23 protein-coding genes, 1 pseudogene and 1 riboswitch are annotated in these 26,449 nt (G+C 72.5%); of the genes and pseudogenes, 7 read left to right on the top strand and 17 right to left on the bottom strand.

The features are described from left to right. Nucleotides 1-3: 3 nt before the first annotated feature. From ACFYZQ_RS18450 to ACFYZQ_RS18430, 5 genes are read right to left on the bottom strand one after another with little or no spacing between them, the layout of a single operon-like run. A complete protein-coding gene (locus ACFYZQ_RS18450; protein ID WP_389148319.1) occupies nucleotides 4-276 on the bottom strand; it encodes a phosphoribosyl-ATP diphosphatase in 273 nt (90 codons plus the stop codon). A 34-nt stretch (nucleotides 277-310) separates the two neighbouring features. Next, nucleotides 311-796, bottom strand: coding sequence for a 6,7-dimethyl-8-ribityllumazine synthase (ribH, locus tag ACFYZQ_RS18445; RefSeq protein WP_389148316.1), 486 nt, complete (start codon nucleotides 794-796; stop codon nucleotides 311-313). Nucleotides 797-817: 21 nt separating this feature from the next. Continuing rightward, nucleotides 818-2,179, bottom strand: coding sequence for a bifunctional 3,4-dihydroxy-2-butanone-4-phosphate synthase/GTP cyclohydrolase II (locus ACFYZQ_RS18440; protein ID WP_389148314.1), 1,362 nt, complete (start codon nucleotides 2,177-2,179; stop codon nucleotides 818-820). Continuing rightward, nucleotides 2,176-2,817 carry a nicotinamide riboside transporter PnuC gene (pnuC, locus tag ACFYZQ_RS18435; protein WP_389148310.1) on the bottom strand — a complete coding sequence of 214 codons (642 nt, stop codon included), beginning with the start codon at nucleotides 2,815-2,817 and terminating at the stop codon, nucleotides 2,176-2,178. The genes ACFYZQ_RS18440 and pnuC overlap by 4 nt, the downstream gene beginning before the upstream one ends. Beyond that, nucleotides 2,814-3,419, bottom strand: coding sequence for a riboflavin synthase (locus ACFYZQ_RS18430; RefSeq protein ID WP_389148307.1), 606 nt, complete (start codon nucleotides 3,417-3,419; stop codon nucleotides 2,814-2,816). Before ACFYZQ_RS18430 ends, pnuC begins: the two co-directional genes overlap by 4 nt. Before the next feature lie 153 nt (nucleotides 3,420-3,572). Beyond that, nucleotides 3,573-3,703, bottom strand: a riboswitch (FMN riboswitch). 213 nt (nucleotides 3,704-3,916) lie between these two features. On the opposite strand from ACFYZQ_RS18430, the gene ACFYZQ_RS18425 reads away from it, so the two are divergent. Both ACFYZQ_RS18425 and ACFYZQ_RS18420 read left to right on the top strand, forming a co-directional pair. Then, complete coding sequence (locus tag ACFYZQ_RS18425; RefSeq protein WP_389148304.1) at nucleotides 3,917-4,855, top strand: RNA polymerase sigma-70 factor; 939 nt, start codon at nucleotides 3,917-3,919, stop codon at nucleotides 4,853-4,855. A 51-nt stretch (nucleotides 4,856-4,906) separates the two neighbouring features. Further along, nucleotides 4,907-5,644: pseudogene (locus ACFYZQ_RS18420) on the top strand (SDR family oxidoreductase); the annotation flags it as partial. Nucleotides 5,645-5,659: 15 nt separating this feature from the next. Here ACFYZQ_RS18420 and ACFYZQ_RS18415 read toward each other — a convergent pair. Further along, entirely contained in the window at nucleotides 5,660-6,925 is a 1,266-nt protein-coding gene (locus tag ACFYZQ_RS18415) for an ROK family transcriptional regulator (RefSeq protein ID WP_389148301.1), read from the bottom strand. Nucleotides 6,926-7,056: 131 nt separating this feature from the next. On the opposite strand from ACFYZQ_RS18415, the gene ACFYZQ_RS18410 reads away from it, so the two are divergent. After that, nucleotides 7,057-8,256 (top strand): MFS transporter, encoded by a 1,200-nt coding sequence (locus ACFYZQ_RS18410; RefSeq protein ID WP_389148494.1) that lies wholly within the window; start codon nucleotides 7,057-7,059, stop codon nucleotides 8,254-8,256. Here ACFYZQ_RS18410 and ACFYZQ_RS18405 read toward each other — a convergent pair. Both ACFYZQ_RS18405 and ACFYZQ_RS18400 read right to left on the bottom strand, forming a co-directional pair. Beyond that, nucleotides 8,216-8,674: an acyl-CoA thioesterase gene (locus ACFYZQ_RS18405; RefSeq protein ID WP_389148298.1), complete on the bottom strand. Its 459-nt coding sequence runs from the start codon at nucleotides 8,672-8,674 to the stop codon at nucleotides 8,216-8,218. The genes ACFYZQ_RS18410 and ACFYZQ_RS18405 overlap by 41 nt on opposite strands. A 122-nt stretch (nucleotides 8,675-8,796) precedes the next feature. Continuing rightward, a complete protein-coding gene (locus ACFYZQ_RS18400) occupies nucleotides 8,797-10,056 on the bottom strand; it encodes an alginate lyase family protein (protein ID WP_389148295.1) in 1,260 nt (419 codons plus the stop codon). 123 nt (nucleotides 10,057-10,179) lie between these two features. On the opposite strand from ACFYZQ_RS18400, the gene ACFYZQ_RS18395 reads away from it, so the two are divergent. The 3 genes from ACFYZQ_RS18395 (at nucleotide 10,180) to ACFYZQ_RS18385 (ending at nucleotide 13,386) form a co-directional block, all read left to right on the top strand. Continuing rightward, nucleotides 10,180-11,577: a uracil-xanthine permease family protein gene (locus tag ACFYZQ_RS18395; RefSeq protein ID WP_389148292.1), complete on the top strand. Its 1,398-nt coding sequence runs from the start codon at nucleotides 10,180-10,182 to the stop codon at nucleotides 11,575-11,577. A gap of 103 nt (nucleotides 11,578-11,680) precedes the next feature. Beyond that, nucleotides 11,681-12,367, top strand: coding sequence for a DUF5995 family protein (locus ACFYZQ_RS18390; protein WP_389148289.1), 687 nt, complete (start codon nucleotides 11,681-11,683; stop codon nucleotides 12,365-12,367). A gap of 89 nt (nucleotides 12,368-12,456) precedes the next feature. Then, entirely contained in the window at nucleotides 12,457-13,386 is a 930-nt protein-coding gene (locus ACFYZQ_RS18385; protein ID WP_389148286.1) for an LLM class F420-dependent oxidoreductase, read from the top strand. A 21-nt stretch (nucleotides 13,387-13,407) separates the two neighbouring features. Here ACFYZQ_RS18385 and ACFYZQ_RS18380 read toward each other — a convergent pair whose 3' ends face one another. From ACFYZQ_RS18380 to fmt, 8 genes are all read right to left on the bottom strand, one after another. Then, entirely contained in the window at nucleotides 13,408-15,120 is a 1,713-nt protein-coding gene (locus ACFYZQ_RS18380; RefSeq protein ID WP_389148283.1) for a flavin monoamine oxidase family protein, read from the bottom strand. 60 nt (nucleotides 15,121-15,180) lie between these two features. Then, nucleotides 15,181-15,969 carry a carbon-nitrogen hydrolase family protein gene (locus ACFYZQ_RS18375; protein ID WP_389148280.1) on the bottom strand — a complete coding sequence of 263 codons (789 nt, stop codon included), beginning with the start codon at nucleotides 15,967-15,969 and terminating at the stop codon, nucleotides 15,181-15,183. 536 nt (nucleotides 15,970-16,505) lie between these two features. Next, nucleotides 16,506-16,958 carry an Lrp/AsnC family transcriptional regulator gene (locus ACFYZQ_RS18370; RefSeq protein WP_389148278.1) on the bottom strand — a complete coding sequence of 151 codons (453 nt, stop codon included), beginning with the start codon at nucleotides 16,956-16,958 and terminating at the stop codon, nucleotides 16,506-16,508. 59 nt (nucleotides 16,959-17,017) lie between these two features. Next, a complete protein-coding gene (locus ACFYZQ_RS18365; RefSeq protein ID WP_389148275.1) occupies nucleotides 17,018-18,460 on the bottom strand; it encodes a GuaB1 family IMP dehydrogenase-related protein in 1,443 nt (480 codons plus the stop codon). Nucleotides 18,461-18,667: 207 nt separating this feature from the next. Then, nucleotides 18,668-19,711 (bottom strand): sugar-binding transcriptional regulator, encoded by a 1,044-nt coding sequence (locus ACFYZQ_RS18360; protein ID WP_388794299.1) that lies wholly within the window; start codon nucleotides 19,709-19,711, stop codon nucleotides 18,668-18,670. Between the two features lie 89 nt (nucleotides 19,712-19,800). Continuing rightward, a complete protein-coding gene (gene rpe / locus ACFYZQ_RS18355; RefSeq protein WP_389148272.1) occupies nucleotides 19,801-20,487 on the bottom strand; it encodes a ribulose-phosphate 3-epimerase in 687 nt (228 codons plus the stop codon). 462 nt (nucleotides 20,488-20,949) lie between these two features. Next, nucleotides 20,950-22,368, bottom strand: coding sequence for an RsmB/NOP family class I SAM-dependent RNA methyltransferase (locus ACFYZQ_RS18350; protein ID WP_389148269.1), 1,419 nt, complete (start codon nucleotides 22,366-22,368; stop codon nucleotides 20,950-20,952). A gap of 80 nt (nucleotides 22,369-22,448) precedes the next feature. Next, nucleotides 22,449-23,381, bottom strand: coding sequence for a methionyl-tRNA formyltransferase (gene fmt, locus ACFYZQ_RS18345; RefSeq protein ID WP_389148266.1), 933 nt, complete (start codon nucleotides 23,379-23,381; stop codon nucleotides 22,449-22,451). 291 nt (nucleotides 23,382-23,672) lie between these two features. Here fmt and ACFYZQ_RS18340 point away from each other — a divergent pair, with 291 nt between their 5' ends. Next, a complete protein-coding gene (locus ACFYZQ_RS18340) occupies nucleotides 23,673-24,215 on the top strand; it encodes a hypothetical protein (protein ID WP_389148263.1) in 543 nt (180 codons plus the stop codon). A gap of 48 nt (nucleotides 24,216-24,263) precedes the next feature. Here ACFYZQ_RS18340 and ACFYZQ_RS18335 read toward each other — a convergent pair whose 3' ends face one another. Then, nucleotides 24,264-26,423, bottom strand: coding sequence for a primosomal protein N' (locus ACFYZQ_RS18335; protein WP_389148261.1), 2,160 nt, complete (start codon nucleotides 26,421-26,423; stop codon nucleotides 24,264-24,266). Between the last annotated feature and the right edge of the window lie 26 nt (nucleotides 26,424-26,449).

The following is a 26,449-nucleotide window of genomic DNA, read 5'->3' as shown; positions in this document are numbered from 1 at the left end:
GGCTCAGAGGTGGGCGTAGACGTCGTCCAGGGAGATCCCGCGGGCGACCATCATCACCTGGACGTGGTAGAGCAGCTGCGAGATCTCCTCGGCGGCCGCCTCCTTGCCCTCGTACTCGGCGGCCATCCAGACCTCTGCGGCCTCTTCGACGACCTTCTTGCCGATGGCGTGGACGCCCTTGCCGACCAGCTCGGCGGTGCGGGAGATGGCGGGGTCGCCGTGGGCGGCCTTGTGCTGGAGCTCGGTGAAGAGCTCCTCGAACGTCTTCTTGGACATGGTGGTCCTTACCCTACGCGCTCCGGGCCGTGCCTCAGTGCCAGGGTTCGGATACTGAGCGAAGTGTGACCGCGGTTGCCACCGCCGCGGTCACGGCCTCGTGTCCCTTGTCCTCGTTCGACCCTTCCAGACCGGCGCGGTCCAGGGCCTGCTCCTCGGTGTCACAGGTCAGCACGCCGAAGCCGACGGGGACGCCGGTGTCCACGGAGACCTGGGTGAGGCCCTGGGTGACGCCCTGGCACACGTAGTCGAAGTGCGGGGTGCCGCCGCGGATGACGACGCCGAGGGCGACGACCGCGTCGTAGCCGCGGCCGGCCAGCACCTTGGCGGCCACCGGGAGCTCGAAACTGCCCGGGACCCGGATCAGCGTGGGCTCGTCGATGCCCAGGTCGTGCAGGGCGCGCAGGGCCCCGTTCACCAGACCGTCCATCACCTTGTCGTGCCACTGCGCCGCGATGACCGCGACCCTGAGGTCGCTCGCGTTGCGTACGGACAGTTCCGGTGCACCCTTGCCGCTCACGTCTCTCCTAAGTGCTTTCTCTTACTGGTTGCCACAGGTGGCCGCGGAGTCGGCCACAGATGCTGTCGCGCACGCGGCCACGGATGCCGCCTCGGACGCGGCCGCGGGGGCCGGTACGGCGGGCGTGTCCAGCCAGGGCAGGTCGTGGCCCATCCGGTCCCGCTTGGTGCGCAGGTAGCGCAGGTTGTGCTCGCCCGCCTGCACGGGCATCGGCTCGCGGCCGGTGACCTCGATGCCGTGACGCAGCAGCGCCTCGGTCTTCTCGGGGTTGTTGGTCATCAGGCGCAGGCTGCGGACGCCGAGGTCGTCGAGGATCTGCGCGCCGGCGCCGTAGTCGCGGGCGTCGGCGGGCAGGCCGAGTTCGAGGTTGGCGTCGAGGGTGTCGTGGCCCTGTTCCTGGAGCTCGTACGCCCGCAGCTTGGACAGCAGGCCGATACCGCGGCCCTCGTGTCCGCGCAGGTAGACGACGACTCCCCGGCCCTCGGCCTGGATGCGCTGCAGGGAGGTGTCGAGCTGAGGGCCGCAGTCGCAGCGCAGGGAGCCGAACACGTCCCCGGTGAGGCATTCGGAGTGGACGCGGACCAGGATGTCCTGTCCGTCGCCGATCTCGCCGTGGACGAGGGCGACGTGCTCGACACCGTCGACGGTGGAGCGGTAGCCGTACGCGGTGAAGGTGCCGTGTGCGGTGGGCAGGCGGGTCTCGGCCTCGCGCCGGACGGTGGGCTCCGAGCCGCGACGGTAGGTGATCAGGTCCTCGATGGAGATGATCGTCAGGCCGTGCTTGCGGGCGAACGGGATCAGTTCGGGCAGGCGCAGCATGCGGCCGTCCTCACCGGCGATCTCGACGATGGCACCGGCCGGGCGCAGGCCCGCGAGCCGGGCGAGGTCGACGGCGGCCTCGGTGTGGCCGTTGCGGACCAGGACCCCGCCGGGCCTTGCGCGCAGCGGGAAGACGTGGCCGGGGCGGACGAAGTCGGCCGGCTCGGCGTCGCCGCTCGCCAGCAGTCGCAGCGTGGTCGCGCGGTCGGAGGCCGAGATGCCGGTGCTGACACCGTGCGCGGCGGAGGCGTCCACGGAGACGGTGAAGGCGGTCTTCATCGACTCGGTGTTGTCCTCGACCATCTGGGGGAGCCTCAGCCGGTCCAGTTCCTCACCCTCCATGGGGGCGCAGATCAGGCCGCGGCACTCGCTCATCATGAAGGCGACGATCTCGGGCGTCGCCTTCTCGGCGGCGATGACGAGGTCGCCCTCGTTCTCCCGGTCCTCGTCGTCCACGACCACGACCGGACGCCCGGCCGCGATGTCGGCAATGGCCTGCTCTACCGGGTCGAGCGCGAAGTCCTCGAAGCCGTCCGTGCTGTAGAGGATGGGTGCCGCAGTCATGCGGGGACTCCTTCCAGAGCGGGCCGCGAGCCCTGGCGGGAGCGCAGCCACCAGTCGCGCATGCCCCACAGGACGAGCGCGCCGTAGATGACGTAGACGAAGCCGGAGAAGGCGTAGCCGTTGGCGAAGTTCAGGGGGACGCCGACGAGGTCGACGAGGAGCCAGGCGATCCAGAACTCGACCATGCCGCGCGCCTGGGCGTACATGGCGACGATGGTGCCGACGAAGATGTACGCGTCCGGCCAGGGGTCCCAGGACAGGCTCGGGTAGGCCGTGAAGAGCAGGGCGACGGCGACCGTGCCGACGGCGGCGGAGGCCAGCATGGCGCCACGCTCGGGCCAGGTGGCGAACCGGGGGACGATGTGGCCGTCCTCCGCCTGGCCCTTGTTCCGGTTCCACTGCCACCAGCCGTACAGGGCGACCGTCATGACGACGACCTGCTTGCCGGCGCTGCCCGTCAGATGGCCGAAGAAGGCTCCGAAGAGGACCAGACCGGACAGGAACTGGACCGGCCAGGTCCACAGCGAGCGGCGCCAGCCGAGCGCCAGGGTGATCAGGCCGAGGATGTTGCCGATCATGTCCGACCAGAGGATGTGCTGGCCGAGGAGGGTGAACGCCTCGGAGTTCAGCCCGTTCACTTCGCGGCCCCCTGACCCGCCGCGAGCAGCCGCTCGACGTACTTGGCGACGACGTCCACCTCGAGGTTGACCGGGTCGCCGGGCTGCTTGAGGCCGAGGGTGGTCAGGGCGAGGGTGGTGGGGATGAGGCTGACGGTGAAGTAGTCGGGGCCGGCGTCGACGACGGTGAGGCTGATGCCGTCGACGGTGATGGAGCCCTTCTCGACGACGTAGCGCGACAGGTCCGCCGGGAGCGAGATCTTGATGATCTCCCAGTTGTCGGAGGGCTTGCGCTCCAGTACTTCGCCGGTGCCGTCGACGTGGCCCTGCACGATGTGGCCGCCGAGCCGGGCGCCGACGGCGGTGGGGCGCTCGAGGTTCACACGGGAGCCGGCGGAGAGGGCGCCCAGGCTGGAGCGGCTGAGGGTCTCGGCCATGACGTCGGCGGTGAACTCGTCGCCCTCGTGGTCGACGACGGTGAGACAGACGCCGTTCACGGCGATGGAGTCACCGTGCTTCGCACCCTCGGTGACGACGGGGCCGCGCAGTCGGAAGCGGGAGGCGTCGCCGAGGTTCTCGACGGCGGTGACCTCGCCCAGCTCTTCGACGATTCCGGTGAACACTTCCCGGGTCCTCCTGCCTCTTCGGGCACGGACTCCGGGGCCTGTCGATGACGACAGAATGAGCGGATCGGCAGAACCGGGGCGACGCCGGACGGGACCCGTCCGCGACCGGACGAGCCCAGACGGCGGCGCGCACAGGTGCATGCTCGCCCGCCGCGCACTGCCTCCCATCCGGACTTTAACCGTCGGTCCAGGAATTTCACCTGGTCAACCGGCCGCTGGAAGCGACCGGGTCGCGGACTGTAACCGCCGGTTCGGACTTTCACCGACCCCGGAGTGCGCTGCTTCTGGTACAGGGCCAGTGTGCCACGCCCGGCCCGCACCCATGCGGGTGATCGATGTGGGGTGGCTCACAGTCCACCCGTCGTCACTGTCCGCCTCGATATTGGTCCGGACTATTGGCCGGCTGGTCTAGTCCTTTTAGGGTGCCGTCGGGTCCGGCGGCGGTGACGACGGCCCTTGCCCGCCGCCGGACCCCGCTCTGGCAGGGTGCTCGCATGACCGCCCCGTTCACCGACGCGTTCGAAGCCCACCGTCCACGGCTGTTCGGCCTTGCCTACCGGATGCTCGGTTCGGCCGCGGATGCCGAGGACACGGTCCAGGACGCCTATCTGCGCTACCGCCGTGCCGACACGGCGGACATCGAGCATCCGGGGGCCTGGCTGGCCAAGGTCGTCACCAACCTCTGCCTCACCCGGCTCACCTCGGCCCGGGCACGGCGCGAGAGTTACGTCGGCACCTGGCTGCCGGAGCCGGTGGTCACCTCGGACGGCGCGCTCGGTCCCCTGGAGTCGGCCGAGCGGCGGGACGATGTGTCGATGGCGCTGATGATCCTGCTGGAGCGGCTGACGCCGACCGAGCGGGCGGTGTACGTGCTGCGGGAGGCGTTCGGCTACGGGCACCGGGAGATCGCCGGCGTACTGGACATCGGCGAGGCCAACTGCCGCCAGCTGTACCGGCGGGCGGTGAGCCGGGTGGCCGTGCCGGAAGGCCGCTTCGAGCCGTCGCCCGAGCGGCGGGAGGAACTGGTCAGTTCGTTCGTCGCGGCGGCCCGCGACGGTGATCTCGCCGGACTGGAGAAGCTGCTCGCGGCCGACGTGACCTGGTGGAGCGACGGGGGTGGCAAGGTCAGGGCCGCCCTGCGCCCGATCGAGGGGCGGGAGAAGGTCGTCCGTTTCCTGGCGGGCATCGCTCAGCGGTTCCCGGCAGCCACGGGTTTCTCGGTGGTCGAGGTCAACGGCGGCAAGGCGCTGGCCGCCTGGGCGGGCGAGCTGCTGTTCGGCGTCGTCACCTTCGCGTTCCGCGACGGACTGATCACTGAGGTGCATGCGGTGACGAACCCGGAGAAGCTGGAGTTCGCACGGCGTCGGCTGGCCCGTCTGCAGGAGATCCACGAGGACTGTCACATCACGCGGGGGCTGCGCGGTCCCGGCTGACGAGGGACGCCCGGTCCGAGGGCGTCCGACATCCGGAGGGACTGAACAGCCATGACCATGATCCTGGTGACCGGCGGTACCGGAACCCTGGGGCGGCTCGTAGCCGAACGGCTGCGGGCGGGCGGGCACGAGGTGCGGGTACTCAGCCGCCGTGCCCAGCCGTACGCGGTCGATCTGCGCGAGGGCGGTACGGAGCTGGACACGGCCGTGGCGGGTGTGGACACCGTCGTGCACTGCGCGAGCACGCCGCGTGGCGGTGACGAGCAGGCGGCGCGGAATCTGATCCGCGCGGCGCGCTCGGCAGGTGTGGGCCACCTGGTCTACATCTCGATCGTGGGGGTCGACCAGGTGCCGCTCGGCTACTACAAGTCGAAGCTCGCCGTGGAGCGACTTCTCGAGGAGTCGGGCCTGGGCTGGACCGTGCTGCGGACGACCCAGTTCCACGACCTGCCCACGCAGTTGTTCGAGACGCTGGCCAAGGTGCCCGTCCTGCTGCTCCCCGCCGGGATCTCCGACCAGCCGATCGAGGTGGCCGAAGTCGCGGACCGCCTCGTCGAGTTGGCGGCCGGGGCGCCTGCGGGGCGAGTCGCCGACATGGGCGGCCCCGAGGTACGCACCATGGGGTCCCTGGCCCACGCCTGGCTGAAGGCGACCGGCCGGCGACGCCCCGTCGTGAACATCCCGCTGCCCGGAAAGACCTTCCGCGCCTTCCGCGACGGCGGCCACCTCACACCGCGTCTGGCGGTCGGCAAGGGCACGTTCGAGGACTACCTGGAGCGGCGGTTCGGGGGCGGGTCCAAGGGGTTAGGGCCTGTCCTGGCGCGGCCCTCGCAGCCCGGAGCCCGCTTCAAGGGGGGCCGGGGGTGCGAACAGTTCGTCCTGCGCCCGTTCGCGGGCCGTCAGCAGGGCTCCGCGGAGCACGGCGGTGCCGCCCAGCTCGCTCGCCCGTACCTCGGTGGGCATGGGTGACATCCGGCCGATCCGCCCCGCGACCCGTGCGGCCAGCGCCTCGCCGCCGGCCTGGCCGGTCTCGCCGCCCAGGACCACGCATCCGGGGTCCAGGACGGCGACGACGGAGGCAACGCCGATGGCGATCCGGTCGGCCAGGGCGTCGAGGAAGCGGGCGGGCGCGTCACCGGCGCCGTCCCTGCCCGCCGCTGCGGCCGCCTCGCGCACCGCGGCGATCGCCTCGCGCACCGCCACGGCCGCACCGGGCTCCTCCCTGTAGGGGCCCAGGAGCCCGTGGGCCGCGGCCAGTTCCGCGATCGCCGCCGCCCCGACCAGGGAGTGGAAACCGCCCGAGCAGTCGGTCGCCGAGGGCAGCGCGGCCGCGCCCGGAACGGGCAGGAAGCCGATCTCGCCGGTGCCGCCGGAGGCACCCCGGCGCAGGGTGCCGTCGAGGACGACTGCGGCGCCGGGACTGTGTCCGAGCCAGAGGAGGACGAAGGTGTCCCGGTCGTGGGCGGCGCCCTCCCGCTGCTCGGCGAGGGCGGCGAGGTTGGTCTCGTTCTCGACGCTGACGCGGGCCTGGAGAAAGCGCTCCTGGAGCGCGGCGACCAGGCCGCGGTGCCAGCCGGGCAGCCCCGCCGAGTCGCGCAGTTCACCCGTGCCGGGGTGGATCAGGCCCGGCGCGCCGATGCCGACGGTGTGCAACCGGTCGGCCCCGGCCTCCTTCACCGCCCGCTCCACCAGCTCCACCGCCTGCTCCTCCGCGGGGCCCGTGCCCCCGTCCCCGCCGATGGGCACGGACGCCTCGGCGAGCACCCGGCCGAGCAGGTCGGAGACCAGCACGGAGACGCTCTCGGTACGCACGTCGAGCGCCGCGAGGTGGGCGCGGTCGGCGACGATGCCGTACAGCCGGGCGTTCGGGCCGCGGCGCTGTTCACCGGACTCCCCCACCACCGTGATCAGCCCGGAGGCGGTGAGCCGCTCGACGAGGTCGGCGACGGTCGGCCGGGACAGTCCCGTCCGCTGCTTCAACTGCCCTGCCGTCAGCGGGCCCTCCTGCTGCAGCAGCCGCAGGGCGAGCCGGTCGTTGATGGCCCGGGCGGTGCTCGGTGATGCGGGCATGACCGGAATCCTCCCAGATCGAGGTACCCGGTGGCACGGAAGACGCGCTATCTATCAGGCAGGCTCCCTGATAGTTTACGGCGGGTGCAGCGGGGTGCGCCCAGCCAGGGAGGGGACGGAGCATGAGTCACATGGTCGACGAACGGCGGCCGGTCAGGCGCGCCCGTTACGCCGTGGCGGCCGTCTTCGCCGTGCACGGTGCGGTCACCGGCTCGTTCGCCACCCGGGTGCCGTGGGTCCAGGACCATGCCTCGCTCAGCACGGGGCAGCTCGGCTTCGCCTTGGCCTTCACCGCGTTCGGTGCCTCGTGCTCGATGCCGCTGGCCGGCCGGATCAGCCACCGCTTCGGCAGCCGTACGGCCCTGCGGGGCCTGATAGCGCTGTGGACTCTCGCCCTGGTGCTGCCGTCCCTCGCACCGAACCTGTACACGCTGTGCCTGGCGATGTTCGTCTACGGCGCCACCGCCGGGATGGCCGACGTCGCCATGAACGCACTGGGCGTCGAGGTGGAGCGCCTGCTGGACAGGTCGATCATGTCGGGGCTGCACGGGATGTGGAGCGCCGGTGCCCTGATCGGCTCGGCGGCCGGCACGCTCGCCGCGCATCTCGGCTCGGACGCCCGGCTGCACTTCGCGCTGACGGCGGCCGTGCTCACGCTGCTCGGCGTACTGGCGTGCGGCTGGGTGCTGGACGTACAGCCCGCCGAGGACGAGGAGCCGCCGCCGAGGTTCGCACTGCCGCCGAGGTCGGCGCTGCTGATCGGCGCGGTGGGCTTCTGCGCGGTCTTCGCGGAGGGCGCGAGCCTCGACTGGTCGGCGGTCTTCCTGCGTGACCGGCTGGACAGCTCGGCGGGTCTCGCGGCGGCGTCGACGACCGGCTTCATGCTGACCATGGCGGTGGCCCGGATCGCCGGGGACGCGGTGGTGAACCGCTTCGGGGCGGTCCGAACGGTCCGCGCCGGGGGCGTCCTGGCGGTTCTCGGCGGCCTGCTGATCGTCGTCGCGCGGTATCCGGCGGTGGCGATGACCGGGTTCGCGCTGATGGGTCTCGGGATCGCGGTCGTCGTCCCGCTGTGCTTCGCGGCGGCCGGCCACAGCGGTCCGAACCCCAGTCAGGCGATCGCGGGCGTGGCGACCATCACGTACACCTCGGGGCTGATCGCACCGAGTCTGATCGGCGGGGTGGCGCAGGCCACCAGCCTGGTGGTGTCGTTCGGCCTGGTGACGGCGCTGGCCTGCGGCCTCGCCGTCTTCGCGGGGGTGCTGGGCGGTGGCCGGGGCTCGCGCGAGATCAGTGCGCCGGCCGCAGCAGTTCCCGACCGGCAGTCCTGAACGCCTCCGTCCACGCGGTGGGGCGCAGCGTGGCCGCGTCGAGCCGGACCAGCACCCGGGTGCCGTGCGCGTAGGTGACCACCCCGTCGGCCGAGCAGAAGCGGAAGCCGTAGGTGAGGCCCGTGGTGCCGAGTCGCTCCAGCCAGAGGTGGACGGCGTACTCACCCGGGCTGGTCACCGGCGCCTCGTAGGTGATCCGCAGCTCCTTGACGGCGTTGCAGGCGTCTCCCGCTGCCTCCCAGTCCCCTTCGAAGCGGACGCCATGGGTGTGCCACAGCTCGGTCCAGGCGCGCTCGACCAGCAGCGGATAGCGGGCGTTGTGCAGCAGCCCGAGCGCGTCCAGGTCGTCGAAGTGGACGGCGACGGGGATCAGCCGACCGTACGCGAGGGCGGGGGCGGGTGGCGCTTCGGCGGTCACGGAAGGGGCTCCTGAGCGTTGCTGGACGGGGCGGTGCGTACGCCTGGAACACGCGTACACCCCCTCCATCCTAAGCGAGCGCTCAGCAGCCCCGGCCGGGAGGAAGGCGAGGGAGTCTCCGGTCAGCCCGCTATGGAGTCCAGTTGCTCGGCGGCCGGCCGCAGCGCCCAGAGGTCACCGCCGGGTGGGGACTCCAGCCTGGACACGGCCTTCTGGGCCGCCTTGTCCCCCGCGTCGGCGGCGGCGTGCACGACGTCGCTCGCCGCGTACCGGTGGAATTCGAGTTCGGGGTACGGCCAGGCGGTGGCGCCCGTGGCCGCGGGCAGCAGGTAGTCGACCGCCTTGGCCAGCCCCTGCCCCTCGGGGCCCCGGTAGGCCCACAGGTTCGCGCCGACGTGCCGTCCGATGGCCGCCAGCCGGGTGTAGGCGACCAGGTCGAAGGTCGAGTAGTGCCAGCTCCGGGTGCGCGCGAGCTCCTGCGGCTGGCTGCCGTCGGCGGCGATCTGCGGGTCGATCCGCCTGGCGCGCGCACCGAGGACGGTCCGGCGTGCCAGCTCCTCGTCGCCGGTGGCGTACGCCAGGGCGGCGAGCTGCATGTCGTAGAAGGTGCCGTGGTTGTTCGCGGCGGCGCCCTCCTGCGCGCCGAAGTCGCTGTTCTTCAGCCAGTCGAGGAAGTCGGAGTTCCATTTCCCCATCGCGGTCCGGTCCTTCGCGCTCCAGCCGGGGGCGCCCGTGGCAAGGATCGCCTGCGCGTCGAGGACGCTGGTGTACGACTGCGAGAAGTCGATGATGCCGATGGCCCGGCCGTCGTACTTGCACGGGATGAACTGCGCGTGGTTCAGGTTGGGGTTCATGCGGGTGGCCGGATCGAGGAACCAGGTGCGCAGGATCTGCCCGGCCTTCTCGGCGTAGCTCCGCCTTCCGGTGTAGTACCAGGCCAGGGAGAGGTCGTAGGTCGAGTCGAAGACCTTCTCGACGTCCTGGCGGTCCGTGCCGCTGTCCACCTCCGGGTTGCGCTGTCCGTCGCGCTGGACGTAGGGGCAGCCCCAGGGGTTGTCGGCGGTGGGTGGCGTGCTGGGCCACCAGTAGGGGGCCTGGCTCAGATAGTCGTGGACGTCACCGCCGGGCGCCGGCTTCGGTTTGTCGACGACCGTCCACGGGCCCTGCCCGAGCCAGGCGTCCGCGCGGGCGGTCAGGCCCCTGAGCGCGCGTTCGAGTCGCGGTTCGCCGTGCTGGAGACGGGCCCGGGTCTGCTGGAGGCGGGCGCCGTCGAGGACGGCCGTTCGGGGAGCCTTCGGCGCCGCGTGCGCGGCGGGCACGAGCGCGGCTCCCAAGGTCACCACCGCGGCCAGGAGAACGGCCGCACGGGATCTTCCACCCATCAAGCAACTCCGATCATACATGTGAACGCAGTTCATGAGTAGGACCGTGAGAGCCTAGAACCGCCGGCCAACCGTGACAATGGCCCGGACCGACTTCACGCACCACGAAAGCGAAACAGCACCATGGATCTCGGCGTCAGGTGGACCGTGCACGGTGACGGGCGCACGCCCGCGCCCGGCGCGGTGGTACGCCCCGACGAACGGCTGTCCTGGCCGCGGACGGTGGGCCTCGGCGCCCAGCACGTGGTCGCGATGTTCGGGGCGTCGTTCGTCGCCCCCGTCCTGATGGGCCTCGACCCCAATCTGGCGATCATGATGTCGGGCATCGCGACCGTGGTCTTCCTGCTGGCCACACGCGGCCGCGTGCCGAGCTACCTGGGCTGCTCGCTGTCCTTCGTGGGGGTGGCCGCGGTCATCCGGGCGCAGGGCGGCACGAGCGCCACCGTGACCGGCGCGGTCTTCGTCGTCGGCGCGGTGCTGTTCCTGGCGGGTCTCGCGGTGCAGCGTTTCGGGGCGCGGATCATCCACGCCACGATGCCGCCGATCGTCACCGGCGCGGTCGTGATGCTGATCGGCTTCAACCTCGCCCCGGTGACCGCCTCCACCTACTGGCCGCAGGACCAGTGGACGGCGCTGCTCGTGATGTTGTTCACGGGGCTGGCCGTGGTCTGCCTGCGTGGCTTCTGGTCCCGGGTCGCGATCTTCCTGGGGCTGGTCTTCGGCTACGGCCTCTCCTGGGCCAGTGACCGGATCTTCGGCAGGATCCACTCGGTGGACGCGAGCGGCAAGGTCACCGACCACTGGCGGCTCGACCTCTCCGGTGTCGGCAAGGCCGACTGGATCGGGCTGCCGTCCCTGCACGGCCCGTCCTTCCAGTGGTCGGCGATCCTCGTGGCCCTGCCGGTGGTCATCGCGCTCGTCGCGGAGAACGCCGGGCACGTCAAGGCCGTGGGCGAGATGACGGGCGACCCGCTGGACGACAAGCTGGGCACGGCGATCTCGGCCGACGGCGTCGCGTCGATGCTGTCCACCGCCGTGGGCGGGCCGCCCAACACCACGTACTCCGAGAACATCGGCGTGATGGCCGCGACCCGGGTGTACTCGACGGCCGCGTACTGGGCGGCGGCGGGTTTCGCCCTGCTCTTCGGCGTCTGCCCGAAGTTCGGCGCGGTCGTCGCCGCCGTCCCGGGCGGTGTGCTCGGCGGCATCACCGTCATCCTGTACGGCATGATCGGCCTGCTCGGCGCCCAGATCTGGCTGGGCGCCGGGGTCGACCTGCGCAACCCGCTCAACCTCGTCCCCGCGGCCGCGGGCATCGTCATCGGCGTCGGCAACGTGACGATGAGGTTCAGCGACACCTTCTCGCTCAGCGGCATCGCCCTCGGCACGCTGGTCACCATCACCGGCTACCACGCCCTGCGCGCCCTCGCCCCCGCCCACCTCAAAGGGCAGGAGCCGCTGCTGGACGAGGGCACGTCGTCCTACGACGGGAAGGCGGCCTGCACCGAACCGGAGGCCTGACCCGGCCCGAACGAGGTGGGCGCACGGCTTCCGCGTTCCCCCGTTCCGGGGAAGTCCGGGCACGTCGGCCCACCGGTCGGCCCCGGGCTGGGACGCTTCCCGCATGGCGCAGCCGAAACCCCTCACCCCCTCCGTCGAGGCCGTCGTCTCCCGCATGCGCGGCCTCGACGCCGCACTGCCCGCGCGCGACGGGGTCGCGGTGTTCAACCGCGTCTATCTGGCCGTCACCGAGGAGGTGGAACGGCGCCTGCGCGCCGGGGCCTTCCCCGACCCGGGGGCCGCCACCGCGCTGGACGTGCGGTTCGCCGAGCGGTATCTCGCCGCGGTCGACGCGGTGGCCGACGACCGCCGTCCGCCGGCCTGCTGGCGGCCGCTGTTCCAGTTCCGCCGCCACCCCGGCGTGCGGCCCCTGCAGTTCGCCCTCGCCGGCATCAACGCCCACATCGGCCACGACCTGGCGCTGGCCGTCGTGGACACCTGCCGTGCCCTCGGCTGCGAACCGGCCGAGCTCGAGGACGAGTTCGACCGCGTGGGCGAGCTCCTCGTGGCGCTGGAGGAGCGCATCCGCGAGGATCTGATGCCGGGTCCCGACCTGCTCCAGATCGCCGACCCGCTCACCCATCTCCTGGGTTCCTGGAGCCTGGAGCGCGCCCGGGACGCCACCTGGTCGGCCGCGCGCGCACTGTGGGCGCTGCGCCGGTTCGAGGACCTGGCCGAGGAGTTCACCGAGCGCCTGGACGCGGCCGTCGGCCTCGCGGGCCGCATGCTGCTCACACCGCTACCGGACTGATCCGGCCACGCCGGTGCTTCGACCCCTCAACTCCGGTGTGAACGTTGTACGTTCGACACAAAGCGACCTTCTGCAAAGGAGTACAGGGCATGGCGACGCGGCTCGGACTCGCTCTTCCCCAGAACAAGCAGTACGACCTCGGACGGGACGTGCCCGACGTGGCGCGCGCCGCCGAGCGGATCGGTTACGAGAGCCTCTGGGTGTACGAGCGGCTCCTGGTCCCCGACCCCGCCACGCAGGGCCTCTACGGCATCGAGGGCCTCCCCTGGCCCGACGGCTACCGGGGGGTCGCCGAGCCGCTGGTCACCCTCACCCTCGCCGCCGCGGCGACCGAGCGGGCCCGTCTGGGCACCAGCGTGCTGGTCGCCCCGCTGCACGTGCCGTTCCAGCTCGCCAAGGCCCTCGCCACCCTGGACGCGGCGAGCGGCGGCCGTGTGGTGGCGGGCCTCGGCACCGGCTGGTCCTTCGACGAGTACGCGGCCGCGTCGGTACGGCCCTTCGAGGAGCGCGGGCAGGTCCTGGACGAGCTGATCGAGGTGTGCCGGGCGGTGTGGGGCCCCGATCCGGTGGTCTACGACGGACGCGTCACGAAGATCGCGTCCGCCGTGGTCGGCCCCAAGCCCGCCCGCCCGATCCCGATCCTGCTCGCCGCGATGTCGAAGAAGGCGCAGCGCCGCCTCGTCGACCACGCCGAGGGCTGGATGCCGGTGGGCATGGGTGCCGAAACCCTCGAGGCGCAGTGGCGCGAGCTCCAGGAGCTGGCCGCGGAACGGGGGCGCACCGAACCGATCCAGACGGTTCTGCGCACCAACGCGGCCTACCAGGCCCAGGGTTACTCCGGCGCCGACCGGCGGCCCTTCCAGGGCAGCGTCGACCAGATCGTGGAGGACCTGGCCGCGCACGCCGAGGTCGGTCTCGACGAGATCTTCGTCGACCTCCAGGACGGCACCCGCGACGCCGAGGAGCTCAAGGACGTCGCCGCCGAGGTCTACGAGAAGGCGCGCGCGGCCGGGGTGTGAGCCCCCGGGCTCCCGTAGGGCTCAGTCCTCCGGGAGCTCGACCGGCGCGATCTCGTCGTAGACGTCGCCCGGCCCGGGGTTGCCCGGGTCGGTGGCGCCGCCGAGGTGGTGCATGACGCCCCAGACCGCGTTCAGCGCGGTCTGGACCGCCCCCTCGGCCCAGCCGGCCGTCCAGGAGATGTCGTCGCCGGCCAGGAAGATGCCCCGCTTGTCCTCGGGCAGCCGGTCCTGCATGAAGTGCGTGAACAGGCGCCGCTGGTAGCGGTAGTGGCCGGGCAGGTTGGCCTTGAACGCGCCCATGAAGTAGGGCTCGTTCTCCCAGGAGACCGTCACGGGGCTGCCGATGATGTGCTTCCTGATGTCGACGTTCGGGTAGATCTCGCCGAGCGACTTCAGCATGACCTCCATCCGCTCGTTCGCGGACAGCGGCAGCCACTTCAGGCTGTCGTCGCACCACGTGTACGACAGGCAGATGACGGCGGGCTTGTCCGGGCCGTCGTCGAGGAGGTAGGTGCCGCGGGTCATGCGGTCGGTGAGCGTCATCGACATGACGTCCCGGCCGGTCGGGTTCCCCCTGTCGTCGACGGCCTTGTCGAGCCAGAACGGCCGGTCGACGGGGACGAACAGCTTCGAGCTCTCCATGTAGTGGGTGCGCTCGATCGCCGTCCAGTGGTCGATCGGGAAGAGCGAGTCGTCGCAGGCGATCTTGGACAGCAGCATCCAGGACTGGGCGGTGAAGATCGCGGCCTTGTAGGTGCGGATGTCGCCGTTCGCGTCCGTCACGGTGATCCGGTTGCCCGCGGTGCGGTGCAGCCGGATCACGGCCGGGCGGGGCTCGCCGTCGACGTGCAGGGACTTCAGTGAGGTGCCGTACGGCCAGTGGACGATCTTCTCCGGCTCGCGCTCCCACAGGCGCAGCGGCAGCTGCTGGGAGCCGCCGACGATGCCGCGGTGGTGGTCGTCGGCCTCGGTGTAGACGACGCGGAGGATCTCCAGGATGGAGTTGGGGAAGTCGGTGTCCCAGCCGCCGGTGCCGAAGCCGACCTGGCCGAAGATCTCGCGGTGCCGGAAGGACTTGAAGGCCTCGGAGTGGCAGAGGAAGCCGTAGAAGGTCTCGTTGTCGAGCTTCTCGACGAGCCTCGCCCAGATCTCGCGGATGCGCGGCACGTCCCGTTCGCGTATGGCGCGGTTCATGTCGGAGAAGTCGGCGCCCTCTTCGAGGCACCTGTTCCAGGCCTCGGCGACATCTCGGTAGACCTGCGGCAGGTCGTCGATGGTCTCGGCGTAGTGCGACTCGCCCTTGAGGTCGACGACGGTCGACGGCGTCGCCTCGGCCAGCGGGTTGGGGAAGGGCCGGGTCTCGAGCCCCGCCAGGTCGATGTAGTGCTGCAGGGCGGTGGAGGAGGGCGGGAAGCGCATCGCGCCCATCTCGGCGGTGAGCGACGGGTCGCAGCCCTCGAAGCCCACCGTCCGCAGCCGGCCGCCGATCCGGTCGGCCTCGTACACGACGGGCTTGAGGCCCATCTTCATCAGCTCGTAGGCGGCCACGACGCCGGAGAGGCCACCGCCGATGACCGCGACCTCGGTGCCGTGCTCGGTCGCGGGGACCTGGCCGAGGCCCGCCGGGTGAGCGAGGAAGTCGTCGTAGGCGTAGGGGAAGTCCGGGCCGAACATGGTGATCGGCGGCTGCTGCTCGTCTGCGTGCTCGACGGCGTTGGGCACCGTGGACGTCATGGGGTAGGGACTCCTTGCGCGGGGTGACTCGAGAGAAGACTGACTCGGGGGATCGGTGGGTCAGACCAGGGACCCGTACAGACCGGGGCGGCGGTCCTTCAGGTACGGGTTCGCCTCGCGGGAGGCGGCGAGGAGGACGGGGTCGACGTCGGCGACGACCAGTTCCTCACCGCGGCCGGCACGGGTGCGGGCGATGCCGTCGGGTCCGGCGAGGGCGGAGAGTCCGAAGAACTCGAACTCGCCCTCGTGCCCGACCCGGTTGACGTACGCGACGTACATCTGGTTCTCCCAGGCACGCACCGGCACCATGGCCTCGGCGACGAACTGGAACGGGTGCATGTTCGCCGTCGGCACGACCAGCAGGTCGGTGCCGGCCAGGGCGTGGGCGCGGGCGTTCTCCGGGAACTCGACGTCGTAGCAGATCATGATGCCGACGGTCAGGTCGCCCAGCCGGGCCTGGACGAGCGACTTCTCGCCCGGGGTGAAGTGGTCGCGCTCGGCGCAGCCGAAGAGGTGGGTCTTGCGGTAGTTCGCGAGACGGGTGCCGTCGGCGGAGACCAGCTGCGCGGAGTTGTAGACGGTCCCTCCGTCCCGCTCCGGGTAGCCGTAGGCGATGGCCAGGCCGTGCCGGGCGGCCATCTCGCCGATCGCGTGGGCGGAGGCGCCGTCGGCCGGCTCGGCGAGGCGGCCGATGTCGTCGCCGATCGCGTACCCGGTGAGGAACATCTCCGGCGCGGCCAGCAGCACGGCACCCGCGGCGGCGGCACGGCCCGCGGCCTCGTCGAGGACCTTGAGGTTCTCGACGGTGGAGCCGGGGCGGCCGGAGCTCTGGAGCAGGGCGGTGCGCATGCGTGGTCCTCACCGGGGCGGAAGGGTCTCGGGGGTCACTTAGACGGTACGGTCGCCGGGCGCGGCCCGACAAGAAGCACCCGTTGCGCGCCGATGAGCGGTTCGTTGCGTGACCTGGCCGTCCAGCGGCGATCTGTTGCGTCACAGGGCGGCCAATGGGTTCGTGCGGCCACTAATACGAGGTACTGAGGCTCCCGTAGCCGTTCGGTGGCTTCCTGCGGCGGCCTGGTCGGCGTCCTCCGCCGACTCGACGCCCGGCTGTCCGGCATCCGTCCGCCGGTCACCGCTGACCAGGCGCCCGGCCGCGCGGCGGCGTCCGGACGGCGGCCGGGGCGTCGGGAGGAAGGGGTGGGAAGCGGAGGGCGTTCGCGGGGTCGGCGCGCGACGGACAAGGGCGGCGTGACCCGCCGTGCCCGCGTCGGGGCCTGATCCCCGCCTCGACGCGGCGGCACCGGGTGGTCGCGGCTGTGTGGCGGTGACCGGGCGCGTCGCCTCGGCGAGTCCACGGGCGGCGAGCGAAGCCCGGCCCGCTCGACTCAGGTCGGCGATCCCGACGAGAAGCGTCTGAGCAGCGGTGAGAGCACCAGGACCGACTTGGTGCGCTCCACGAACGGCTCCCCCGCGATCCGCTCCAGCACCCGCTCGAAGTGGCGCATGTCGGAGGCGAAGACCTGGACGATCGCGTCGGCGTCCCCGGTGACGGTGGAGGCGGCGACGACCTCCTGGTAGCGCTCGAGGCCCCGCCGGATGGTCTCGGGCGAGGTGTTGCGCCGGCAGTAGATCTCGATGAATCCCTCGGTCTCCCAGCCGAGGGCCGCCGGGTCCACCCGTACGGTGAACCCGGTGATGGCCCCGGTGGCGCGCAGCCGGTCCACGCGCCGCTTCACGGCGGGCGCGGACAGGCCGACCATCTGCCCGATGTCCGCGTAGGAGCGGCGGGCGTCCTCGGCGAGGGCGTGCACGATGCGTTCGTCGAGTTCGTTCAGCACAGTGGGTCGATCACTTCTCGGATGGTGCGGGCGTTGCGAGTGGGGAGCGGGCTGTCGCGTCAGCTCCAGCTGGCGTGCAGCGGCTTGCCCTCGGCGTAGCCGGCGGCGCTCTGGATGCCGACGACGGCCTTCTCTGCGAACTCCTCCAGGGAGGCGGCACCGGCGTAGGTGCAGGAGGAGCGGACGCCGGCGATGATGGAGTCGATCAGGTCCTCGACGCCCGGCCGGGCCGGGTCGAGGAACATGCGGGAGGTGGAGATCCCCTCCTCGAACAGAGCCTTGCGCGCGCGGTCGTACGCCGACTCCTCGGAGGTGCGGTTGCGCACCGCCCGGGCGGAGGCCATGCCGAACGACTCCTTGTACGGGCGGCCGTTCGCGTCGTGCTGGAGGTCGCCGGGCGACTCGTACGTGCCGGCGAACCACGAGCCGATCATCACGTTGGACGCCCCGGCCGCGAGGGCCATCGCCACGTCGCGCGGATGCCGGACGCCACCGTCGGCCCAGACGTGCTTGCCGTACTTCCTCGCCTCGGCCGCGCACTCGAGGACGGCGGAGAACTGCGGCCTGCCCACGCCGGTCATCATGCGGGTGGTGCACATGGCCCCGGGGCCGACGCCGACCTTGACGATGTCGGCGCCCGCCTCGACGAGGTCGCGCACGCCCTCGGCGGCGACGATGTTGCCGGCCGCGATCGGCACCCGCGGGCCGAGGTCGCGGACCAGCTTGATCGCGTTGATCATCGACTCCTGGTGGCCGTGCGCGGTGTCGATGACGAGCGTGTCCACGCCGGCGTCCAGCAGCTGCTTGGCCTTGCCCGCCACGTCGCCGTTGATGCCGACGGCGGCGGCGACGCGCAGCCTGCCCCTAGCGTCGGTCGCGGGGGTGTACAGGGTCGCGCGCAGGGCGCCCTTGCGGGTGAGGATGCCGGCCAGCCTGCCGTCCTTGTCGACGGCCGGGGCGTAGCGGCGGTTGGCCCCGTCGAGCCGGTTGAAGGCCTCGGTCGGGTCGATGTCGGCGTCGAGCAGCAACAGGTCCTTGGACATGACCACTTCGAGCTGGGTGAAGCGGTCGACGCCGGTCAGGTCCCGGTCGGTGACGACACCGATCGGCCGCTGCTGGTCGTCGACGACGACACCGGCGTTGTGCGCGCGCTTGGGCAGCAGGGACAGCGCGTCGGCGACGGTCTGGTGCGGAGCCAGCACGATGGGGGTGTCGAGGACGAGGTGGCGGCTCTTCACCCAGGTGATGACATCGGTGACGACGTCGATCGGGATGTCCTGCGGGATGACCACCAGGCCGCCGCGCCGGGCGACCGTCTCGGCCATGCGGCGGCCGGCGATGGCGGTCATGTTGGCGACGACGAGCGGGATGGTGGTGCCCGTGCCGTCCGGGGCGCTGAGGTCCACGCCCTGACGTGAACCCACCGCGGAGCGGCTCGGCACCATGAACACGTCGTCGTACGTCAGGTCGTACGCGGGCCGGATGTCATTGAGGAAACGCACGTGCTGCACATCCCAGTCGTTCGGAGGCGGCCCCCGGACAGGTCAGCCAGGGGGAAAGAGCACGTACTTCATTCTCCCATGAGAGCCCCTGTGCCATGCCCCGACGAAACATCCAGGCTGGTCAGAGGGGCTTGGGAGGAACCTCCAACGGCCGGCGCCCCCGGCCGGGACGGCACCGGGCCGGCCACGGCCGGGTCACCGGTCCTGTCAGGGGCCGTCCGGGTCCGCACGGTTGAGCGCGGGCTTCGGCGTCGGTCCGGCGGTCATCAGGTAGTCCGCGGCGGAGGTGTCCGTCACCAGGCTGGTGACGAGCCCCGAGCGCAGTACCGCGTCGATCGCCGCCGCCTTGCGCTGCCCGCCGGCGATCGCCACGACCTCGGGGACGCGGCGGAGCTGGTCGGCCTTGACCGTGATGCACCGCTCCCCCAGGTCCCGTCCGACCCTGCGGCCCTCGGCGTCGAAGAGGTGCGCGGACATCTCCGCGGCGACGCCGAGCGAGGCGTAGTGCGCCCGCTCGTCGTCCCTGAGCATGTCGTGGACCGTCGAGATGCCCGGCTCCCAGGAACCGATGGAGACGCAGGCGACCGTGACCTTGTCGAAGTACTCGAAGGCGCGGGCGATGCCCGTCTGGTGGCGCAGCGCCGCCGCGGTGGCCGTGTCCGGCAGCAGCATCGGCGCGTAGATGGGGTGGGCGTCGCCGCCGGAGACCTGGGCGGCACGGCGGACGGCCTCGACCGAGCCGCGCTCGGCGGTCCCGGCGTCGTACACGCCCGTCAGCTGCACCACCGTGCAGGGCGGCAGCCGGTCCAGGGCCGCCGCCATGTGGATGGTGGACCGGCCCCAGGCCAGGCCCAGGACGTCCCCCTCGTTCACGAGCTCACCGAGCAGGTCGGCGGCGACTTCCCCCAGGTTCTCGGGGTCGGGGGTCTCCTCGGCCTCGGCCGGGGACTCGACCACGACGGCGTGCCTGAGGCCGTAGCGGGCGCGGAGCGCGTCGGAGCGCTCGGCGTCCAGTTCGGCCGGGACTCGGATCTCGATGCGTACGAGGTCCCTTTCGAGGGCAGTCTCAAGTACCCGGGCCACCTTGAAGCGGCTGACGCCGAACTCCTCGGCGATCTGGATCTTGGACTTTCCCTCGAGGTAGAAGCGGCGGGCCATGGCCGCCGCCTGCACCAGCTCAGCGGGTCCCATCCGCATGGCTGACCGGCCCGCCGACATACCCGACACGGCGATCTCCTCACTGCTGTTCACACTCTGGATTCGCCGTTCATCCTTGCAGATTCGGCGCGCTTGATCTGCCCTGATGGGCGCCGTTCACATAGCTGTGGCCCAAGGGCCGTCTAGTGGTCGCACGCCCACGAGGCCCTGGCGGTCGCCCCCTCGGCCTGGGTGCGTAGTGCACGTACCGCTTCTGCCGGGTCCTTCGCCCCGTAGACGGCGGAACCGGCGACGAAGACGTCCGCTCCGGCGTCCGCGCACCGCTCGATCGTCGAGGCCGAGACGCCGCCGTCGACCTGCAACCACAGTTCCAGGCCGTGCTTGGCGATCAGCTCGCGGGTGCGGCGGATCTTGGGGAGCATGATGTCGAGGAACGCCTGACCGCCGAAGCCCGGCTCGACCGTCATGATCAGCAGCATGTCGAGCTCGGGGAGCAGGTCCTCGTACGGCTCGATGGGCGTCGCGGGCTTGAGCGCCATGGCGGCGCGGGCGCCCTTGGCCCGGATCTCGCGGGCCAGCCGCACGGGTGCGGCGGCCGCCTCGACGTGGAAAGTGACGGACGAGGCGCCCGCCTCCACGTACTGCGGCGCCCAGCGATCCGCGTCCTCGATCATCAGGTGGCAGTCCAGCGGCGTGTCCGTCGCACGGGCCAGGGACTCCACGACCGGCACGCCGAGCGTGAGGTTGGGGACGAAGTGGTTGTCCATGACGTCGACGTGGAGCCAGTCGGCTCCCTGGACCGCCTTGGCCTCGTCCGCGAGGCGGGCGAAGTCGGCGGACAGGATGCTGGGGTTGATCTGCACGGCCATGACCCAAGCCTGCCATGTTCTTGCACGGTTGTTCGCGTCGGTACGGACCTGGAACGCTCCCCAGCCGCCCATTCCACCCCCCGCGCGCCCCGCCGGCCTCCCGGCACACACCGGCCCAGCCCAGAAACGGCAGGTCACGGCGTCGCCGCCGGCCGGGACGGACGGCCGCACCGGGGTCGGCCCCCGCCCGGGATCAAGGCGACGGTCGCCCCACGCGGCCCGGCCGATCCGCCGGACGACCCGCGCACGGCGCCCTTGGCGAAGCAGGGACCCACGGCTGGGCACGGGGCATCCGCCACGCGAGTCGCCCTCCCTCCCCGCCGCCCCGTGACGGCCCACCGCCTTCCGGCCGGCCCGGCGGACCAACGCGTCGACGCCCCAGCGCGCCCCGACCCGTCACATCACGCACACCCGACCCACCGGCCGCAGCCGCGCGAGGCGGCCGGTTCGGCGGACGGGCGGTCAGCCGGTGCGGCGGATCAGCGCCAGGTACATCGCGTCGGTGCCGTGCACATGGGGCCACAGCTGTACGTCCGGGCCCTCGCCGAGCGCCGGGACACCCGGCAGGAGGGGGCGGGCGTCGAGGAGTTCGGTGTCCGGGCGTTGCCCCAGCACGTCCTCGACCACGGCCCGGGTCTCGGCGAGGTGCGGGGAGCAGGTGGCGTAGCCGACGACGCCGCCGACCCGCACCGAGTCCAGTGCGCCGTGCAGCAGGGCGCGCTGCAACGGCGCGAAGTTCTGCAGGTCCTCCGGGCGGCGCCGCCACCGGGCCTCGGGTCGCCGGCGCAGGGCGCCCAGACCGGTGCACGGCACGTCCACCAGCACACGGTCGAAGGTGCCGGGCCGCCACGGCGGCCTGGTTCCGTCGGCGGCGACGACCTGGTACGGCCCGGGATTGCCGGCCAGGGCCTTGGCCACCAGCCCGGCGCGGTGCGGCTGCTTCTCGGAGGCCAGCAGCACCGCCCCGCGCTCGGCGGCGAGAGCGGCCAGCAGCGCGGCCTTGCCGCCGGGCCCGGCACACCCGTCGAGCCACTTCCCGTCCGGTCCCTCCAGCGGCGCGTTCGCCAGCGCGAGGGCGACCAGCTGGCTGCCCTCGTCCTGCACGCCGGCCCGGCCCTCACGCACCGCCTCGACGGCTCCCGGCTCCCCGCCCTCGGTGAGCCGCACGGCGTACGGCGACCAGCGGCCGGGTACGGCGGCCTCCTCACGGAGCAGTTCCTCTGTCGTGGCGCGCCCGGGCCGGGCGACGAGGGTGACCTCGGGCCGCTCGTTGTCGGCCGCCAGCAGGTCCTCGATCCCGGCGCGGCCACCGCCGAGCGAGTCCCACAGCGCGGAGACGACCCAGCGGGGGTGGGAGTGCACCACGGCGAGGTGATCCTCGGGATCCTCGTCGTAGGGCGGCGCGACCTTCGCCAGCCATCCGTCGAGGTCGTCCCCCGCGACCTTGCGCAGCACCGCGTTGACGAACTTCGCCCGCCCGTCACCGAGCACGACCCGGGCCAGCTCCACGGAGGCGGACACGGCGGCGTGCGTGGGGATCCGCGTTCCGAGCAGCTGGTGCGCGCCGAGGCTGAGCACGTCGAGGACGGGCGGGTCGACCTCCCTGAGCGGCCGGTCGACACAGGTGGCGATGACGGCGTCGTACGTCCCCTGCCGGCGCAGCGTCCCGTACACCAGCTCCGTGGCCAGTGCCGCGTCCCGGGCGTCGAAGTCGCCCCTCTCCCGCGCCTTCCTCAGCAGCGGCGGCAGCACGAGGTTGGCGTACGCGTCGCGCTCGTCCACGGCACGCAACGCCTCGAAGGCGAGGATGCGGACGGGGTCCTTCTGGGGCCGGCGGTAGGGCTTGGCGGGCTTGCGGGGCCGACGGGGCTGGTCGCTCACGAAAAAGGTGCTCCGGGTGTGGGATGGAGTGCGGTGTCCAGCCTACGTCCGGCCGGCACCTGCGAAGGCGGGCGGGCGTCTCAGCCGCCCAGCGTCTCCCCGTCCGCGATCCGCACGCCCCGGGCCCAGTCCGCCGCGCGCATCGGCTTCTTGCCCTGGGCCTGTACCCACAGCAGCTCGGCGGCGTACGAACCGGTGCCGACGTGCACGCTGTTCTTGCCCACGGCCAGCCGGCCGGGGGCGAGGTCGGTCCGCTCGGGCACCGGCGTGACGTGGATGAGCTTGAGCCGCTCGCCGCGGAACGTGGTCCAGGCGCCGGGCGCGGGGGTGCAGCCGCGCACGACCCGGTCCACCCGGAGCGCGGGGGCCGACCAGTCGACCTGCGCGTCCTCGACGGTGATCTTGGGGGCGACGGTGATGCCCTCGGCGGGCTGCGGTACGGCCTTCAGCGTGCCGTCCTCGATGCCGTCCATGGTGGCGGCGAGCAGCCCGGCGCCCGCGAACGCCAGCCGGGTGAGCAGGTCGCCGCTGGTGTCGGTGGGCCTGATCTCCTCGGTGACCGTCCCGTACACCGGCCCCGAGTCCAGCCCTTCCTCGATGAGGAAGGTGGAGGCTCCGGTGATCTCGTCCCCCGCCATGAGGGCGTGCTGCACGGGAGCCGCTCCGCGCCAGGCGGGCAGCAGCGAGAAGTGCAGGTTGACCCAGCCGTGGACGGGGATGTCGAGGGCCACCCTGGGCAGCAGGGCGCCGTAGGCGACGACGGGACAGCAGTCGGGCGCGATCTCCCTCAGCCGCTCCAGGAACTCCGGGTCCCGTGGTTTGGCGGGCTTGAGCACCTCGATCCCGGCCTCCATCGCGCGTTCGGCCACAGGAGACGCGACCAGCCTGCGTCCCCGGCCGGCCGGCGCGTCGGGCCGCGTGACGACGGCGGCCACCTCGTGCCGCCCGGAGGCGAGAAGGGCGTCGAGAGCGGGAACGGCGACCTCGGGGGTACCGGCGAAGACGAGCTTCATGGGTGGCAACGGGCCTCTCGCGCGTTGATTGACGGGCAACGCACAAGTCTATGCCGTGATCACCACCCACGGACGGACGGCCGACGACGACGAACAACCCCACGGGAGACCCGAGCCTCCCGGCCGACCGGAAACAGGTGGTGCGCCGGCGGGAGAACGGCGTACGCCCCAGCCCATACGCCCCCACCCCGTTACCAGCGGAGCGCAAACGCGTTGGTCAAGACAGAGTTGACCACATCGGGCCGCTTTCGCGGCCCAATTCCTTTCAACGCCGGTTCGAGAGGCTTGTTCATGGCCGACCACGCAACCCACGACGCCCAGGCCCGGGCCAGCCTGCACTTGCTGGTGCGGGACATCGAGCGGGTCCGCCGGCAGGTGGACGCACTGCGCACGCTCACCGCCCAGCTGGGCAACGTCTACCGCCCGCGGCGCTCCGGTCCCTCCACGGGCTTCGTCGTCTACGGACGCGCCCCAGCCCCGACGGTCCGTCTCGCCCAGGAACTGCGGGACAGTGTCGAGACGCTGGTCACGGCCGCCGTGGACTTCGACCGCTCACTCGGTTTCTCGTGGGACGCGGTGGGCTCCGCCCTCGGGGTCACCAAGCAGGCGGTCCACCGCCGTTACGGCGCCCGCCGTGCCGCGGCGCAGGCGGCTGCGGAGGCCGAGCGCTCGACGGAGGCCTCGGGCACCCGGACGATCAGTGTGAACACCAGTCTGCCCCCGGTGCCGACGGTCCCGGCGGCCCGCTCGATGCCGACCCAGCCGACCGCGGGCGGTCCCACGTTCCGCGAAGACGCCCGGACCACGGCCTTCCCCGGCCCGCGCAACGGCTGACGCCGGGGGCGCCCAGTTCCTTCCCGGTGCGCCGGCCGGCCCGTCGGCTCACCCGATGTCCGGCGGGTCGATCCGCACCCGGACCGGCGTCTGGCCGTTACCCCGCGCCATCCGCGCGGCCTGTGCCGCCTTCAGGGCGGACGCGAGCGCGGCCCCGCTGCCGGGTGGCACCCGGACCAGCGCCCGCTCCCAGTGCTCCCCGGGAGGCGGCGCCCCGGGACGTCGGGGCCGCCCGGCGGGAGTGGCCGGCACCGGAACGGGCCCCAGTACCTCGGCGTCCGGCGGCAGTTCCACCGTGCCGAGGAACTCCGCCACGGCCTGTGCCGTCCCCGACACGGCAGCCATCCGCGACACGGGCGGGAATCCGAGCTCGGCGCGCTCGGCCAGCTCCCGGACCGCGTGCCCGATGGGGTCCCAGCGCACCAGGGCCTGCACGGGCCGCAGCGTGGGCTCGGCGACGACGACCACGGTCCCGCCGTCGCCCTGCGGCCGCACCAGCGCCGCGGCCCCGATCCAGCGGCGCAGCGCGTCCTCTCCGGCGCGCAGGTCGGGCCGGCCGAGCATGGTCCAGCCGTCCAGCAGCAGGGCCGCCGCGTAGCCGCCCTCGGCGACCGGCTCCGCCCCCGGGGTGCTCACCACCAGGGCGGGTGCGTCCGGGACCGTGTCCAGCACGTGCTCGCGGCCCGAGGTCCGCACGGGTACGGCGGGAAACGCCCGGCCCAGTTCCTCGGCCGTCCGCCGGGCCCCCACCACCTGGGCACGCAGCCGGAATCCCCCGCACTCCGGGCAGTGCCAGGCGCCCTCCTCACGCCCGCACCAGTCGCAGCCGAGCGCCCCGGACTGCTGGGCCTGGAGCGGCCCGGAGCAGTGCCGGCAGCGTGCGGGCGCCCGGCACTGCGCACAGGCCATGCGCGGCACATAGCCCCGCCGGGGCACCTGCACCAGGACCGGCCCGTGCCGCAGTCCCTCGCGGGCCACCTGCCAGGCGAGCGTCGGCAGCCGGGCCGCCCGGGCGGCCTCGTCCCGGGCCAGGTCGCCGTCCCCGACCGTACGCACCAGGGGAGCGGTCCGCCGTACCGCCTCCCGGCCCGCGACCAAGGGCCGGGCCCAGCCGCTCTCCACGAGCTGCGCCGCCTCCACGGTGGAGGACCAACTGCCCAGCAGGAAACCGCACTTGTCCAGAGCGGCGCGCAGCAGCAGCACATCACGGGCGTGCGGCTGCGGAGCGTGCTGCTCGCTGTGGCTGTCGTCCCCGTCGTCCCATACGGCGACGAGCCCGAGGTCCCGTACCGGCGCGAACATGGCGGCCCGCGTCCCGACCACGGCCCGCACCGACCCGCGCCGCACGGCGAGCCACTGCGCATACCGCTTCTCGGGCCCGGCGTCGGCGGTGAGGACTGCATGCCGCCCCTCGCCGAGCAGTGCGGTCAGCGCGGCGTCGACCCGAGAGGCCGCCCGCCCGTCCGGTACGACGACGAGGGCGCCGCGTCCCGAGGCGAGGGTCGCGGCGACGGCCCGGGCCAGCTCCTCGCTCCACCCGGGTCCCGGCAAGGCGTTCCACACGGCTCGCGGTGAGCCGCCCGAGGCCAACGATTCCAGGAACGCGGCCCCGTGCTCGTACCGGCTCCACGACCCGGTGCCGGGCGCCGTGGGCGGCGGCAGGGGTTCCGGTGACGGCCGCTGCTCGGCCCGCGCGCTGCGCGGCGGCACGGCGAGCTGCAGCACGTCGGCGAGACTGCCCGCGTACCGGTCGGCGACGGCCCGGGCCAGCCCAAGCAGCTCCTCGCTCAGCACGGGCTCGGGCGAGACCACCTGGGCCAGCGCCGCCAGCGGCCCCGCGTAGTCGGACTCGGCCCGTCGCTCGACGAGGAACCCGTCGATGAGCCCGCCGCCCTCCCGGCGCCCTTCCCGGACCCGGCCCCGCCCGGCGCCGAACCGCACCCGCACCCGCACTCCGGGCTGGGCCTGCTCGTCCAGTTCCTCCGGCACGGCGTAGTCGAAGTACCGGTCGAGATGCAGCACGCCCTTGTCGACCAGCACCCGCGCGACCGGCAGCCGCTCGGCCAGCGCGGCCCCCCGCCAGGTACGCGGCTTGGCCCGCGGCGCCTTCGCCTTCCCCTGCCGCACACCCTCCCGGATGAGCGCGAGCTGCTCCGCCGCCGCGGCCCCTTCGACCCCGCCGTCCCCCGGCCCGTTCTCGCTGCTCACACTTGCATTCTTACCAAACGGCACTG

This window comes from Streptomyces sp. NPDC001843 (genome assembly GCF_042891955.1).
GTDB lineage: Bacteria > Actinomycetota > Actinomycetes > Streptomycetales > Streptomycetaceae > Streptomyces.
The sequence above is the reverse complement of the archived record's forward strand: the minus strand, read 5'-3'. Positions and strand labels throughout refer to the sequence as shown.

Coding starts and splice junctions, on each gene's coding strand:
- ACFYZQ_RS18450 (WP_389148319.1), bottom strand. CDS start 276: ATGTCCAAGAAGACGTTCGAGGAGCTCTTCACCGAGCTCCAGCACAAG.
- ACFYZQ_RS18440 (WP_389148314.1), bottom strand. CDS start 2,179: ATGACTGCGGCACCCATCCTCTACAGCACGGACGGCTTCGAGGACTTC.
- ACFYZQ_RS18425 (WP_389148304.1), top strand. CDS start 3,917: ATGACCGCCCCGTTCACCGACGCGTTCGAAGCCCACCGTCCACGGCTG.
- ACFYZQ_RS18415 (WP_389148301.1), bottom strand. CDS start 6,925: ATGCCCGCATCACCGAGCACCGCCCGGGCCATCAACGACCGGCTCGCC.
- ACFYZQ_RS18410 (WP_389148494.1), top strand. CDS start 7,057: ATGGTCGACGAACGGCGGCCGGTCAGGCGCGCCCGTTACGCCGTGGCG.
- ACFYZQ_RS18400 (WP_389148295.1), bottom strand. CDS start 10,056: ATGGGTGGAAGATCCCGTGCGGCCGTTCTCCTGGCCGCGGTGGTGACC.
- ACFYZQ_RS18395 (WP_389148292.1), top strand. CDS start 10,180: ATGGATCTCGGCGTCAGGTGGACCGTGCACGGTGACGGGCGCACGCCC.
- ACFYZQ_RS18390 (WP_389148289.1), top strand. CDS start 11,681: ATGGCGCAGCCGAAACCCCTCACCCCCTCCGTCGAGGCCGTCGTCTCC.
- ACFYZQ_RS18385 (WP_389148286.1), top strand. CDS start 12,457: ATGGCGACGCGGCTCGGACTCGCTCTTCCCCAGAACAAGCAGTACGAC.
- ACFYZQ_RS18380 (WP_389148283.1), bottom strand. CDS start 15,120: ATGACGTCCACGGTGCCCAACGCCGTCGAGCACGCAGACGAGCAGCAG.
- ACFYZQ_RS18375 (WP_389148280.1), bottom strand. CDS start 15,969: ATGCGCACCGCCCTGCTCCAGAGCTCCGGCCGCCCCGGCTCCACCGTC.
- rpe (WP_389148272.1), bottom strand. CDS start 20,487: ATGGCCGTGCAGATCAACCCCAGCATCCTGTCCGCCGACTTCGCCCGC.
- fmt (WP_389148266.1), bottom strand. CDS start 23,381: ATGAAGCTCGTCTTCGCCGGTACCCCCGAGGTCGCCGTTCCCGCTCTC.
- ACFYZQ_RS18340 (WP_389148263.1), top strand. CDS start 23,673: ATGGCCGACCACGCAACCCACGACGCCCAGGCCCGGGCCAGCCTGCAC.